This is a genomic window from Paenibacillus sp. Mc5Re-14 (assembly GCF_001049835.1).
Classification (GTDB): domain Bacteria; phylum Bacillota; class Bacilli; order Paenibacillales; family Paenibacillaceae; genus Paenibacillus; species Paenibacillus polymyxa_C.
This window is the reverse complement of the sequence record NZ_CVPD01000001.1, coordinates 267,819-282,301: the sequence shown is the minus strand read 5'-3', so window position 1 is coordinate 282,301 and position 14,483 is coordinate 267,819. Positions and strand designations below refer to the sequence as shown.

Below are 14,483 nucleotides of genomic sequence, written 5' to 3'. Positions count from 1 at the left end.
AAATATTTGAAATCAGCCTTGACAGACAATTGATGGACTTGTATGATAAAGGAAATTTTAGGAGGAGGCGATGTTATATGCGTACGAACATGAGTGGATGGGTTCAGCAGCAGAATGACTTGTCTCCCGCACGGACGATGCACGGCTAAAGACTGTTAGATCTATAGTCTTTGCTCAGCAGTTGGTTGGACAGTAGAACCAACGAAATCCGCAGGGAGTGGTTCCCTGCGGATTTTTTTATGGTCAAGTGTTTTGTTATCCGTTTGTTGGTTTTGGGAGTGGTCTATGTAAGACTGCTTGCATATGTGAACGAACGGATCACATCGCCTGAACTGTATACCCTCCGCAGGGGTTTCCCTGCGGATTTTTTGCGTTGTTTGCTTGCGGAGAGAAAATGTACACCTATCGAGTAACGTTACATCCAGAAAAATTAAACATAATTTCAGGAGGAAAATAATGAGTATACACGAATACGGTTGGTCTGATTACTGGAACGGTTTTTGGGACCAATGGAAGCAAAGCTATGAGGAACGAGCAGGAAACACGCAGATACGTCCTGCCCGCTTGATTGCCGATTATGGGCAAAAGGTGAAGCTTATTACGATGGATGGGGAACGCTGGGGAGCTGCTTCAGGTAAGCTAAGGCATGCTATGGTTGATCCAGCGGAAATGCCAGCTGTAGGGGATTGGGTGGCCATCACCACGTCGGACGAAGTATCGGATGCAGTAATCCATGCTGTCTTGCCACGCAAAAGCCAAATATCTAGACAGGCCGCGGGTTTTGAGACGAAAGAGCAACTCATCGCAACCAATGTAGATACGCTTTTTCTTGTTAATGCGTTGAATCATGATTTTAATATGCGCAGATTAGAACGGTATTTAATAATGGCCTGGAATAGCGGCGTAAACCCGGTTGTCGTGTTGAGTAAGAGTGACCTTTGTGACGATGTCGAACAGCGGGTTGCTGAAACGGAGGGAATTGCTCCTGGAGTACCTGTTATCGTTATTTCTGCTTTGCAGAACGAAGGCAGAGAGCAGCTGGAAGCGTTTCTTCAACCTGGCTGTACGGTTGCTTTGACTGGCTCTTCTGGTAGTGGCAAATCCACAATAGTGAACTGGCTTTCCGGAGCAGAAGTTCAACTGACACAGGGTGTGAGGGAGGAAGACAGCCGAGGCAGGCATACAACCACACACCGACAGCTTTTTCCCATTGCAAAGCAAGCTGTTTTGCTGGATACACCCGGGATGCGCGAGCTTAATCTGTGGGATGATTCCAAGGGTGTAGCTCATACCTTTGCCGATATTATGGAAACCGCGCAGCAATGTCGTTTTGCCGATTGTAAGCATAAGGGAGAAGCTGGCTGTGCGGTGGAGGAAGCTATCCAAAAAGGGGAATTATCAGAATCTAGAGTGAACAATTATCGCAAGATGCAGCGGGAATTAGAGTATCAGGCACGCAAGGAAGCAGACCGACGTAGAAAGGATAGCCGTTCAAGTACAACTCCGGGCCGTAAGGATCAGCGAAGCGGTTGGCGACGTGATGTGGAGTGGTAAGCCGAGCTGTTTTGTAACATCATTTGTAGAAAAATAAGAAAATCTATGTGGTAGTCGGCATATGGTGTAAAGGGGTGAACATATGCCGAACTACAGCATTGTGGTGGATTTATCAGATCGTCGTCTATATTTAAAAGATGGAAGTCAGATCGTTCTTAGTTATCCAGTCGGTATTGGGAAGGTGGCTACACAGACACCGCATGGGCAGTTTACGATTATTAACAAACAGCCCAATCCGGGCGGTCCTTTCGGAGCGTTCTGGATGGGGCTGTCCAAGCCGCATTATGGCATTCACGGCACCAATGAGCCATCGTCCATTGGCCAGATGGTGTCACATGGCTGTATTCGAATGCAGAATAAGGATGTGCTGGAGCTTCAGGAGAAGGTAAGTATAGGAACGCCGGTCACGATACAGCCATAACGTCTAGACGATATAGGATTCCTTTGGCTGCCTAGTTACGATTTGGGTTGAATTTGGACACGGGCTTCAATCCGATTGGAGCCCTCTTTGTCGTCTGCGGATTTAACTAAAGATCCCGCAAGACGTTCTCCATTTGTACCGTAAGCCTGTTTGGCGTTGGTCCACATATCTTCGTTTGGTTCGAAACTTATGACCAGGGTGTAGCGGTTGGCAAGGCTCGGCTTTTTGACCCTCATGCTGAAGGAACCATCAGGCATGACCTTGGTTTGATCATCGTAGCCAAACTGCCATCGTCCCGGAAAATCAATTGTGAGCTTGACGTCCGAACCCTCGAGCAAATTGCTGCGCGCATATACATGATAATAATTTCCTTTCTGCTTCACATCAGGCTTAATCCACACTTGAGGGCTACCGTAGTCCTTTGGTTTGTTCCAGACAGGCTTGATTAGAGGGACGTGTCGATCTTGTTCAGGATCAAACTCAGCACCTATCCGAATTTCTTGCAAAAGTTGTTCGTTTTCTTCGTATTGATATACGTAAGGGCCTTCTAATTTGTTGCCACCACTACCATACAAATTTCGTATTTCTTTGTCTTGGTCATCCGGGCGAAATAGAACAGTCAGATCCATACTACCCTGTATACCAGGTCGGTGCACTTGGAGTACAAAACTTCCGTCCTTTTGAATAGTTGCCTCGTCCGTGTATCCGGTTAACAGAGAGTTTTTGACTGCAAGATTCCCTTTGATCCGTGCTCCAGAAGGCAGGTTGGAATGTCCTGTAACCTTCACTGTATTTTTATCAATACTTACGTCACCTGATATTTCGACATAGCTGCTGCCTTGCTGATGGACAGGTGCATCGTTGGCGGCTCGTTCATCAAGGGATGATGCAGCTTGGTTCGGATTACCTGTTACGGTATAGGCACGTGCTTCAGCTTCGTGTTGGGCCATACTTCGAGTTGAGGCTTTCTCCCTGCTGCATGCAGCCAGCATAATTAGGATGAAGAACATACATAAAAGATTCCAGCTTATTTTGGTCATCATGTGCGTATTCATGGTTTTTGCTCGCTCCTTATCCGTAGCTTCCAGGCTAAACTAATAAAACTTTCGAAACTTTATGTATTTACCCTATTTAAAGGGTATGTAATCCTGCCTGCTTTATCCTAGTCAGAGCGTGCGTGTTTAAAAAACAGGCGGAATGGTTAAAAATGGATAGCCTGACCATCCCCTTGAAAAGCAGGGGCAGCTTGCTGTAAAGGAGCCTGAGTCATATGTCCATTGATCGTTTTATCTTAAAAAAGCTGGACAACTGCCGGGAAGAGCATACACGCGCTAATTTACTAGAACTGTTTAGAATACGAATTGAGAAGGCGCAGAATAAGGAACGAGGCGGTAAAAAAGGTTATCGCAGAATACTATAAATAGAGTCTGATCAAATGCATAGGCTGAGGTAAGTCACATGTAGCATGTTTCAAAACCGCTGATTTGGAGAGGGTGCCGAAATGCCCCTCTCTTTTTTGTGTCTAATGCAAACAAAAAAAGTCCCTCTTAATAGAGGGACAATGCCAATGAATCATTTTCACTAACGCTATGCAGGATGGCTTCACAACCGACAATCTCTATACTGATCAAAGAGTTAAGACATTTTTGAAGGGCACGCTTGCCGCTGGAGATTTTGTTCTCCAAAGTATTACTTAGAAGTTTTAAGGTTTTTTGTACCGGTTGCTTATTTTCTTGATTGAAGTATACGGGAATACGTTTGTTTTGAAATGTAATTAATGTTCTCACAAAAATCACCTCACCTGAGTTATTTCATGGCTTTATTGTAGTGCCCGTTTCTTAAAATTACCTTAAAAACACCTTATAAAAACATAAAGGTCTGAAAAATTTACAAAGTGTTCACAACAATTTGGGTAACAATCGAATTAAGTTCTAACTAATCGACAAAATGACGTAAGCACGCAAATTAAATTTTATAAATATTTATTTTTGATTCATATGACTCTACCATTAATTTTAAGCATGCCTAAAGTCATTGTTTTATTTTGAGTGTGGGTATTTTGTAACAAATTGACAGTCTAATAGGCGGATGCTACAGTTACGATAGCCATATTTCCGTAGAAATAGGCTTTTTGCGTGAGTATTGCTGTATAAATTAAGGATCGGGAGGGATGACAGATGATCCTGACCGTGCTTTCAGGACGACAGGAAACAGAGTGGTTTGATATTGAGGTGGCTGATGAATACTCGGTGGAACATTTAAAATTGATGCTGGGTGTGCGTATTTTTGGTGAGCCTCCGGCTGAAGGCATGCAATATATTATGGAAGCAAAATTCCCGGAAGGACTTTGGTTCAGAGTGGAGGATAACCAGCTACTCACAGGAGCAGGTTTGCGGGAAGGCTGTACTGTGCGCATTCAGCGAGCTTTTTCGACAACTCAGGACGAGGCGCCTGTATATGGAAGGCGTTCTTTGTTTCAAACTGAAAAAAATGGGTAAATACACACATGAAATAATATGAAACCTTGGTAAAATGAAATAGTAAGCGAAAAGGGGGACTTTTGTCTTGAATGTATTATACCAGCGATCCCCGAGATTAAGACCGGCCCTCCGGGAGGAGAAGCTGGAGATTTTGCGGCCTCCGGCTGAGCCGAGCAAGCCGTCTTTTTCTATTATATCTATACTTATTCCGTTAATGATGACGTTGGTGACTGTAGGCTTTTACGTATATATGAGCAGAACAGGCAAGATGGGCAACAGTAACTATTTGATGTTCCAGATGGTCACTGTGGTCATGATGCTTACATCTTATACGATTCCTTTTTTCGTCTATTTAAATAATAAGAAGGAATATAAGCGTAAGTTGGAGGAGCGGGACCGAATGTATCGGGAACAGCTCCAAAAGCATCGTGAAGAACTCGAAATGAAACGCGAAGAGCAAATTCGCACACTATATGAAATTCACGGTGATCCGCAAATATGCACTCAAATCGTAAAAAACCGCAACAGTTCTCTTTGGGAACGATCACCAGAGGATGAAGATTTTTTACAGGTACGTATCGGGACTGGACAAGTTCCCTTTCATATTAAACTGCAAATTCCACGACCTGACGGTTATGACCGTGATCCCTTGTTGGGGGCTGCAGATGAGCTGGAGGAAGAATTTCGTTTGGTGGACGCTGCTTCTATCACATTACCGCTGTTTCAATCCAAAGTGGTTGGATTGGTCGGCGAGCGGGAGCATACCCTGGCTGCGTTAAGAGTGATCTTGGCACAAGTGACGGTTCGTCATTCGCCAGATGAAGTGAAAATTGCCTCCTTCTATGATGAGCGAGAGGAAAGTGAATGGACTTGGATGCGCTGGCTCCCGCATGTGTGGGATGATGACCGAATCCAGAGAATGATGTCAGACCGCAGTAGTAGCGCCCATCAATTAGCTGACTTTCTGTTTGCCAGATTAAACCGCCGAAAAAATAATCGCAATGAACGTCAGGGCAAAGGTATGGAAGCGCCGTGTTATGTCATTGTTTTATCTGATACCCAACTGATTGAGGAAGAACCTTTGCTGCCGTTGTTGCTAGAGGACGGCCGAGCCATAGATGCGTGTACGATTGTGCTGGCTTCTCGTAAAGAAGCTTTGCCAATGCAGTGTCAGCTGATTGTGGAGGCTTCCAAGGAACAGGGTGTATATGCCCTTAAATCAGAATCAGCGGAGGTTGAACAGCAAAGTTTTAAACCGGATCGTTTGTCCAAAGAGGAAGCCGATGCATTGGCGCGGTACATGGCGCCTATTCGTTTGAAGCGTTCTTCGGCTTCTGATATTCCCGCTGTTCTGCCTCTTTTTGATATGATGAGTGTAGCAAGTGTGGAAGAACTGGATGTGGCAGACCGGTGGCGACGTAACCGCCATCCTGATACATTACCCGTCCCGATGGGCGTGCGGGCAGGCGGCAAAAAGATTATGATTAACCTGCATGATAAAATAGAGCGTCAAGGTCATGGTCCCCATGGCTTGATCGCCGGTACGACAGGTTCAGGGAAGAGTGAGGTTATTCAGTCTATCGTAGCCTCGCTCGCTGCTGAGTTTCACCCGCATGATCTTGCTTTTATGCTGATAGATTACAAGGGTGGTGGCATGTCTAACACGTTCGTTAACTTGCCGCATGTTGTGGGCACGATCACGAACCTGGACAATAATCTGATTGAGCGTGCTAAAATATCTCTTAAAGCAGAACTGGTTCGTCGACAGAAGATATTGAACGATGCGGGCAATTTACAGCATATTGATGAATATTACAGACTACTCCGGCAGCGGCAGGAACAACCGCTGCCTCATCTGGTTATTATTATTGATGAATTTGCACAGTTAAAGCGGGATCAGCCAGAATTTATGGACGAGCTAATCAGTATTGCCGCGATTGGGCGGACATTAGGTGTCCATCTGATTTTGGCGACTCAGAAGCCTGCTGGTGTTGTAGATGATAAGATTTGGAGTAACTCCAGGTTCCGCATCTGCTTGCGGGTGCAAAGTGAAGGTGATAGCCGTGATATGTTGAAAATACCGAATGCCGCGTGGATAACGAAGCCGGGACGAGGATATTTTCAAGTGGGTAGCGACGAAGTGTTTGAAGAAATGCAATTTGCTTGGAGCGGTGCGCCGTATATAGGCAACAGAGACATTTCTTCTGCCTTACCTGTTCATGAAGTGAGACTGAACGGGAAACGTGAAGCGCTATTGACGGGTGGCGAACGGGCAAGCTCAGGCTTAAAAGGAGAAGAAGCTCCTAAACAGCTTCAAATATTTATTGATTATATCGCAAAAGAAGCAGCTAAGGCAGGAATCGAACGTCTTCAGGGACCGTGGCTTCCACCGCTGCCAGAAATGTTGGATTTAACTAATTTACCGCAATGTACCGAAATAGATAGTACATCATCATCCTTGGAGCTCAAGTCTCTTATTGGGCTGGTCGATGATTTGCCGAATCAACGGCAGGAGCCGATGTATGCGTCGCTGGATCATGGTCATTGGGCTGTGTATGGCATGCCGGGCATGGGGAAAACGACCTTTTTGCATACGTTGCTGATGTCCACGGCTCAGCGTTACGCTGCGAATCATTGGAACGGTTATATCATTGACATGGGTCGAACCATGCGCGACTTTGGAGAGCTTCCACAAATCGGTGCTGTTTTGATGGCCGAGGAGGATGACCGGATTAAACGGTTGTTCCGCTATCTGTTCAAGATGGTGGCCCTACGTAAGGAAATGCTTTCTGAGGCTGGCGTCAAAACAATAAGTTCTTTTCGACGTTCTGCTGTCGAGGATGTTCCGCAAATTGTCGTAGTTATTGATGGATACCTTAATTTTCGAAATGCCTATCCGGATGAAAATGAACTGCTGGAATCTCTTTTGCGTGAAGGAGGCAGTCTAGGTATCACGTTCATCATTACAGCGAACCGGATTACCGATGTGTTTGAGAAGTTCCGCAGTAACATACCTAATGCTGTTTCTTTCGAATTGGCTGATCCTAGTGACTACTATTATGCGGTAGGACGACCAGCCAAAACACCAGGACCGTTAATTCCGGGTCGGGCTCTGGTTAAAGGGCATGTTCCTCCGCTGGAGTTCCAGACGGCACTGCCTTCACCAGGAGAAGATGAGGCGGAACGATCAGCACAACTGCGTCGCAATATCGCTGGCATTTTGCAGGGATGGAAGGGCAAGCACGCACCCGCCATTCTCCCATTGCCTGAGCGGGTTCCACTGTTGGAATTACTTCAGCAGTGGGATCGGACGAGTGGACCATCAGGTGCGCTTCCTTACGAAGTACCTGTAGGCCTACAGAGTGACGATCTTGAGCCTTTTCTCCTGAATTTGAAAGAAGGGCCCAATTTTATCGTAGGTAGTCCAATGGAGGGTGGAAAAACCTCCTTCCTGATGAGTTGGATTATTTCGCTCGCTTATTACACGTCACCGGATCAAATGCAAGTCTATACGATCGATACACGCTATGGAGGCGGGGGACTATCCCGATTACGACATCTTCCTCATGTCAAGGCTGCTGCCGAAAGCGAGGAGGAAATGGGACCTCTGGTACAACAGGTGCATGATATCGTTCAACAACGGAGCAAGGATGGGAATGATCCTGAACTGCTCCTGGTCATTGATGATGCGGATATGTTAAGCAAGCAACTGAACGATTTTATGATAAAGGATCAGCTTTCCGCCATTGTACGGTTGGGACGTGATCGCAATGTGCATGTCGTGCTATCGGGTGTGCCATCTGATTTCCCTACCTTTGGTGTGGACTGGTTTAATGATGTCAAGGCAAGCCAAAGCGGTATGCTTTTTGGAACACTGGATTCGAATGATTTATCGTTCTTTCGTATCCCTTATTCGGAAGCAAATGCTGCTGCTGGTGGCCTAAAAGTCCTGCCTCCTGGGCAGGGATACTACGTACGACGCAAATTTACCAGGATAAAAGCGGCGATTCCCTTCTCAGAGCAAATGAGCTGTGAGGATTGGATAACGAAAATTCGTGACCGATGGCATGTTGTAGTTTGAAGGGAGGTGGCTCATAATGTTAACGTTTCAAGCTTCCAAGCAGAAGTTAATAACCCTCAAGGCAAAGGAACTGTTTTTTCTGGCAGGCGTATTGGGTTCTGACAGACTGCTTGGGGTGGAAGATCCGTTTAAGGGCTATCTAGCAGAGGAGTTGGCGGAAGAGTGGGAGCAGGTTAAAGCTGCTCTTCTGGAAAAGGGTTATCTGAAGCAAGCCGATAAGGGCAAAGAGCTGGCTATGCCTCCTACCGTTTTTTCAAGAGTTGCTATCGCGGGATTATCCAACAGGGCTTGCCGTATACGCTATGTAAAGGGAGGTAAGCAGTTTGAAGGCTATCTTCATTGCACGAATGAGCGTGTGGTGGAGCTTGTGAAATCTGTTGACGAACCCGATGAATATCGTCTGTACGATCTGGGTAATGTGGAAAAGGCTTGCGAAACATTGATTGATAAAATGGGCTGGGTTGATCGGCTTGTACCTGAATCTCCCGCGCTTATGTTTTCCAAGCAGGCTTTTAATAAAATTTACGAGCAATCTGCTGGAGAAAGTTTGTCTCAAATCAGCAGTAAGCTAACCGAAGCTAGCGGAGATGAAGAGGGGGCGATGAGACTGGCTCAGTCTTTGAGTTCCCGTGTAGCCGAGGGAGAATTGCAATTGCTGGTCTGGAACGGCAGAGAGTGGGAGTCACAACGGGCAGCTTTTGTCCTGTGTCCTGCAATGAACTGGATATTTCGGATGAGCTCTGCTGGTAACGGAGACTGGTTGATTGCAGCTATGGCTTCAAGAGAACAGTTTGTGGATTTATTATTGAATTGGTTGAAACAGTCGGCAGTGACTGAAGAAGTGACAGAAGAAGGGTGATGGATATGCGCATTCGAGTTGAACCGGATGTGCTTCGGGGGCTTAGCGGGCAGCTACAGCATGCGGCGGAGCAAATTCAACAGTTAACAGCAGGTTTGGAGCAGGCGTTACAATCGCTGGATTGGGATGTATCTGCACGTGAGGCGATCTTGAATCAGTGGATGCAAGCCAAGCGGATGTCAGAACAGATTCATGCTTATCTCCATACATCAGGTACACAACTGAACCGAAAGGCAGAGCAGTTTCAGTCTGTTGACCACAACTATCAAACGATTCTGCCATTTGCCAGCCAACCATTGGGACGACCCGTCACGATGCTCGATTGGTCGAATCAACAATCACCGTCTATTCTGCCTGGGCAAGCTTCGGAAGGAAGCAGTCTGATTTCCAACCCGCAGTCTGTCGTACATGCTATTGCAGGTGTACAGCCTTCGGATGTAGGCACCCTGCATCAGGATATTCTGAAGCAGGCGTCTTCTAGCAGTCCGCAGGATTGGTATTTTACTGACCCGTCTATAGCAAGAGATCAGCCTGTCGCTTAGTTCGGATCGTTCCGAGATGATCTGGATCGACTTGTAAATCCATATGAATTTGTTATACCATTCCCGGTTTTATGGGACTAATATGGGACTTATTAGGTGGTTGTTTTATTAAGATTGTACTGTTAGATGCTGCTTTCTAGTTAAAAAGTGGGATTATTGCAATTAGGTCCTTTGCCTTTTGTAGGGAATTAAATAGCCATAGTACAATTTGAACCAGCTAAACAAAAACATTTTTTATCATCAAGGAGGACGCAAAAAATGGCAGGACGCATTTTAATTACCCCAGAACAGGTTGATCAGGTAGCTAACCAATTTAAACAAAGTGGTGAGCAAAGCCAGCAGATCGTTTCCAGCTTGACTCAATCCATCTCCGGTATGGAAGGTCAATGGGAAGGTATGACTAAACAACGCTTTTTCCAAGAGTTCCAAGAAGCTAGCAAACAAATGCAAGCTTTCGTAACGACTTTGAATAGCATTAGCCAAGAATTGACAGCTATCGCTAACAAATTCCGTACGGTTGACCAAGCAAAATAAGTTGTCATGCCTGATCGGCATTAACTTATCATATATCACTCTATAAAGAAGCAATATGTGAACCCATTCCTCACGGTTTGGCACAGATTGTACAGGAAAAACCGGGCGATCTTCGGATACCCGGTTTTCTTGCCATCCATAGACGTATATAATAAGGTGAGGAAAACTAGCATACTGAACGATATAAGGAGAGGGATGTTTCATGTCTTTTCAACCGAATCCGGGAGACGAATTGATCATAAACGGCACAGCTTATGTGGTTGGACGACATCCCGCTGCACCCGGTTTAGCCTATGCACAAGCAGGGAGGCAGGGAATTGTATACCAGCTGATTGCCAAAAACGGAGCACCGCATGAGGCGAAAGCCCTTAAAGTGTTTTTTCCGAAGTTCCGCATCCCGGCTATGGTTTATCAATCTGAGCATATGGAAACATACGGGGATATTCCCGGTTTGCAGGTATGCAAGCGTGATGTGCTCACTCCAGAAAGAAACGGAAGTCTGATCGCTGAGCAGCCTGATTTGCTGTACGCGGTGCTGATGCCATGGGTTCATGGTATGACATGGTTCGATTGTCTCACAGATCAGCGTCAGCTTGAGGCTTCCGATAGTCTGGCTTTAGCCAGAGCACTGGCAGGGATCGGTTCAGCGATGGAGCAAAAAGGATTGGCTCACTGTGATTTATCGGCGCCTAATGTTATGCTTCCGTTTTTTTCTGAAGTGGAACTGCCTGAAGGCACGTCAGCTGTCGAATTGGTAGACGTGGAGCAAATGTATAGCACCAAAATGGATCGTCCAGATGCACTATTAGCAGGATCGCCAGGGTATGCTGCACATCGTACCGTTCACAGCGGGTTATGGAGTGCATATGCAGACCGTTTTGCAGGGGCTATCATTATTGGGGAGATGCTAGGCTGGTCTGACCGTGTGGTGGTCGATAAAGCGTGGGGCGAAAGTTATTTTGATCAGCATGAAATGCAGACGCCTTGCGAACGTTATTTTATTTTACGGAAATCGCTTGAATCCCGTTGGGGCAGCAAGGTGGTAGAACTATTTAGTCGTGCCTGGGATAGTCAGGATTTAAGTAGTTGTCCTACCTTTGGCGAATGGTTGGTTGTACTTAATGCGGTTACTGAGCAGGAAATTCCTGTTGAGACTATAGAAACTGAGCCAGCTGTGACAGAAACAATAGAATCGGCGGCGGCGGGGTCCTCAAGTGAAACGGTATCCTCTTTGGCAACCCCTGCACCGCTCAAAGCTGAACAGGCTGCATTGCTAAATCAGGATGTCCTAGAGCAGGGAGAGCGTGGAGTAACGGACAAGCTGTTTCGACAGGCGCGTGAACTGGAGCAGCAGAACAAACCTGCTGCAGCGTTGGAAGTCTATCGTTCGTTGTATCACTTTGTAGAAGACGGCAGTCCTTTGCATGTGGAGGTGTCGGCTGCGATTACAGGACTGGAGGAGCAGCTGAATCCCAAGATGCCAGAGCAACCTGAAAAATCGAAAGCCTGGTATCGCTCCAAAATGTTTATCGTTACAGCTTCGGCCGCAGTTGTTCTTTTGGCAGCTGGAATCCCAACTGTGAGTATTCTTGCAGATCAGTCTAATCAGCGACAAATCGAGGCTACAAAGCAAGAAGAGGCATTGAAGGCTGCAAAAGCGGCCGAGGAAAAGTTGGCAGCTGAGCAGGAGGCCGCTCAAAAATCGCTAACGGAGAAACAACGGCAGGAAGCTGAACAGCAGGCCAAACAACAGGCTCTTGCTGCTCAAAAGCAACAGGAAGAGCAAAAGAAACAACAAGCTCTGATCGCTCAACAGGTTAAATATGAAGCTTATCTCGCCCAAAAGGAACAAAACAAGCAGGCTGCTGCCAAGTTGGCGAAGCAAAAAGCATATGATCAACAGGCAAAGTATGAAAAATACCTGGCCTTGAAAAAGGAGCAGGAAGCTCGTGCCGCCAAGGAAGAAGCAGCTCGTAAAGCAGCAGCTGAGGCGGAACAAAAGCGAAAAGACGCTATACAGGCACGTAACAAGGAGAATGTTCTCCAGCTTATTTCCTTGTACAACAAGGCGTATGCTTCTCAGGAAGGTGGAAGCACGACGAAGGCAAAGAGCTTTGCCAAACGTTTTAGAGCATTATATGACAGTAATCCTTCTTATTATCGTTCAGTAGGTGAAGTGGGCTATCGGGCTTCCTCTATTTATAACTTTTTAGGAGATACGAATTTTAGACTGCCTAAAATTTGATGTTTCATATGTTTATATATGGAAGAATGATAGATTAGGAAACAGAGACAGATCGAAGGTAACTGAGGGGAGCATGTACAAACCATGAACTATACAATACAGGCTTCACAACGTACTCCCGCCCTGATCATTTACCTGATTGACATCAGCGCGTCGATGAACATGCTGATGGAAGGGCGGCGGCGTATTGACGTTGTATATGAAGCTATATCGCTAGCGATTCGACAAATGGTTTTCCGATCGACCAAGGGAAATCGGTTGACTGCGCGCTATCGGATTGCAATTTTGGCTTATAGTGACGACGTGTATGACCTGCTGAATGGTGTCAAGGGAATTGATGAAATTGCGGCCATTGGTTCGTTGCCTGATTTGACACCCAAACGATTCTCAGATTCAGCAAAAGCCTTCTTGCAAGCTGAACGTATTTTGCAGGCGGAATTACCAGGGATGCAGGATTGTCCTGCACCTTTGGTCTGCCATATGACAGATGGTGTTTCCACAGGCGATGATCCGGAACCGATTGCGAAGCGCATTATGAACATGAGTGTACCAGACGGCAATGTACTGGTGGAAAATATATTTTTATCCGACAGGTTGCTGGAAACGCCTATTCAGGACCCACGTCGCTGGAAAGGGCTGACGCATAATACGCCGTTGCAGGATGAACATGCTGTGAAATTACGTAATATGTCTTCTGTACTTCCTGAAAGCTATCGGGAAATGCTGTTTGAGGCAGATTATCAGTTAGGTGAAGGAGCCATTATGATGCTACCTGGAACCTGTGCGGAACTGGTGTCCATTGGTTTTCAAATGTCAGCGGCAACGCCTGTACGGTAAGGAGGTAAAAGCATGAATCCACTGCTGTCGCTGCTCCCCACGAGCAAAAAAAAAGGATTGAATGCAAGGCTGACTCAGCAATTTGCTTACATAAGCTCTCAGACAGGCGATCAGCCTTTATCATCTCATCACAGTCGCTTTATGTGTCGTTATGGCTATGGAAGGTCTGCCGAATCTGCCAGCATGGGGGAAAGCGGACAGGATTTTGCCGCAGTACGTATTCATAAATCTGTCTGTTGTTTTGTCTTGTGTGATGGTGTCGGGCTCAGTTACCGAGGAGATTTTGCAGCCCGCTATCTAGGGTCTTCTTTACTGGATTGGATGGAACAGAGGCAGGATCTGTCTGCTAATCAATTGAAGGAGTATCTTGAGCGTCTGGCAGGTACAGCTACTGAGGAACTGGATCGGCAGCCTCTGGATCACGAATCAGGCTTAATGCGTTCAGTACTGGAAGATAAACGTCGTCAGGGAAGCCAGTCCATGTATATTTGCGGTAAAATCGAACTGCCGAAACGAGGTACCCGTGGTCGTCTCCGACTTGCCTGGCAAGGAGATTCACGTTTGCGATTGTGGAACGGTGCGGAAGAAATCAGCGAACTGTTTGATCATACCTTCTCTACTGCGGAGCGCTGGTCTACAAGCCGTGGGCCGATTGGAGGGAAGCCGCATTGGTACGAAAGAAGCATACTCGCAGATATGCCAATGAGATTACAAGTATATACGGACGGTTTGTCCGATTTAGATCCTATTCGCGAGCCTGTCCCTGATGAGCAGATACAGGTATTGCTGGATGCGTCTCATACCGGGGGACTTGATGATGATGCTGCATTTATTGAGCTGCAGTGGTAAATGAATAAACCAAAGGACGTATACATCCATTATTTATGGTTGTAGAACGTCCTTTTTTTGATCAATCCATAGAAAATTACG

The 14,483-nt window shown here is 46.3% G+C and carries 13 protein-coding genes; 11 read left to right on the top strand and 2 right to left on the bottom strand.

Annotated features, from left to right (window positions below):
- Positions 1-456: 456 nt before the first annotated feature.
- Both rsgA and BN1546_RS01125 read left to right on the top strand, forming a co-directional pair.
- Complete coding sequence (gene rsgA / locus BN1546_RS01130) at positions 457-1,554, top strand: ribosome small subunit-dependent GTPase A (RefSeq protein WP_090735427.1); 1,098 nt, start codon at positions 457-459, stop codon at positions 1,552-1,554.
- A gap of 82 nt (positions 1,555-1,636) precedes the next feature.
- Positions 1,637-1,975, top strand: a complete 339-nt coding sequence (locus BN1546_RS01125; RefSeq protein ID WP_013370779.1) for a L,D-transpeptidase — start codon at positions 1,637-1,639, stop codon at positions 1,973-1,975.
- 35 nt (positions 1,976-2,010) lie between these two features.
- Here BN1546_RS01125 and BN1546_RS01120 read toward each other — a convergent pair whose 3' ends face one another.
- Positions 2,011-3,030, bottom strand: a complete 1,020-nt coding sequence (locus tag BN1546_RS01120) for a flagellar motor protein MotB (protein ID WP_255305244.1) — start codon at positions 3,028-3,030, stop codon at positions 2,011-2,013.
- 215 nt (positions 3,031-3,245) lie between these two features.
- Between BN1546_RS01120 and BN1546_RS27195 the strand changes: the two genes are divergently transcribed.
- Positions 3,246-3,395 (top strand): hypothetical protein, encoded by a 150-nt coding sequence (locus BN1546_RS27195; RefSeq protein WP_023988262.1) that lies wholly within the window; start codon positions 3,246-3,248, stop codon positions 3,393-3,395.
- A gap of 127 nt (positions 3,396-3,522) precedes the next feature.
- Here BN1546_RS27195 and BN1546_RS01115 read toward each other — a convergent pair whose 3' ends face one another.
- Complete coding sequence (locus BN1546_RS01115) at positions 3,523-3,762, bottom strand: hypothetical protein (protein WP_013370782.1); 240 nt, start codon at positions 3,760-3,762, stop codon at positions 3,523-3,525.
- 390 nt (positions 3,763-4,152) lie between these two features.
- On the opposite strand from BN1546_RS01115, the gene BN1546_RS01110 reads away from it, so the two are divergent.
- The 8 genes from BN1546_RS01110 (at position 4,153) to BN1546_RS01075 (ending at position 14,402) form a co-directional block, all read left to right on the top strand.
- Positions 4,153-4,473 (top strand): hypothetical protein, encoded by a 321-nt coding sequence (locus BN1546_RS01110; protein ID WP_013370783.1) that lies wholly within the window; start codon positions 4,153-4,155, stop codon positions 4,471-4,473.
- A 67-nt stretch (positions 4,474-4,540) separates the two neighbouring features.
- Entirely contained in the window at positions 4,541-8,536 is a 3,996-nt protein-coding gene (gene essC, locus BN1546_RS01105; protein WP_025679803.1) for a type VII secretion protein EssC, read from the top strand.
- Positions 8,537-8,552: 16 nt separating this feature from the next.
- Positions 8,553-9,395: a hypothetical protein gene (locus tag BN1546_RS01100; RefSeq protein WP_025679804.1), complete on the top strand. Its 843-nt coding sequence runs from the start codon at positions 8,553-8,555 to the stop codon at positions 9,393-9,395.
- Positions 9,396-9,400: 5 nt separating this feature from the next.
- Complete coding sequence (locus BN1546_RS01095) at positions 9,401-9,937, top strand: WXG100 family type VII secretion target (protein WP_013370786.1); 537 nt, start codon at positions 9,401-9,403, stop codon at positions 9,935-9,937.
- 258 nt (positions 9,938-10,195) lie between these two features.
- Positions 10,196-10,471 carry a WXG100 family type VII secretion target gene (locus BN1546_RS01090; RefSeq protein WP_007430133.1) on the top strand — a complete coding sequence of 92 codons (276 nt, stop codon included), beginning with the start codon at positions 10,196-10,198 and terminating at the stop codon, positions 10,469-10,471.
- Positions 10,472-10,673: 202 nt separating this feature from the next.
- Complete coding sequence (locus tag BN1546_RS01085) at positions 10,674-12,716, top strand: serine/threonine-protein kinase (RefSeq protein WP_090735424.1); 2,043 nt, start codon at positions 10,674-10,676, stop codon at positions 12,714-12,716.
- Positions 12,717-12,800: 84 nt separating this feature from the next.
- Positions 12,801-13,553: a vWA domain-containing protein gene (locus BN1546_RS01080; protein WP_013370788.1), complete on the top strand. Its 753-nt coding sequence runs from the start codon at positions 12,801-12,803 to the stop codon at positions 13,551-13,553.
- A 12-nt stretch (positions 13,554-13,565) separates the two neighbouring features.
- Positions 13,566-14,402, top strand: coding sequence for a hypothetical protein (locus tag BN1546_RS01075; RefSeq protein WP_090735422.1), 837 nt, complete (start codon positions 13,566-13,568; stop codon positions 14,400-14,402).
- Positions 14,403-14,483 lie beyond the last annotated feature (81 nt).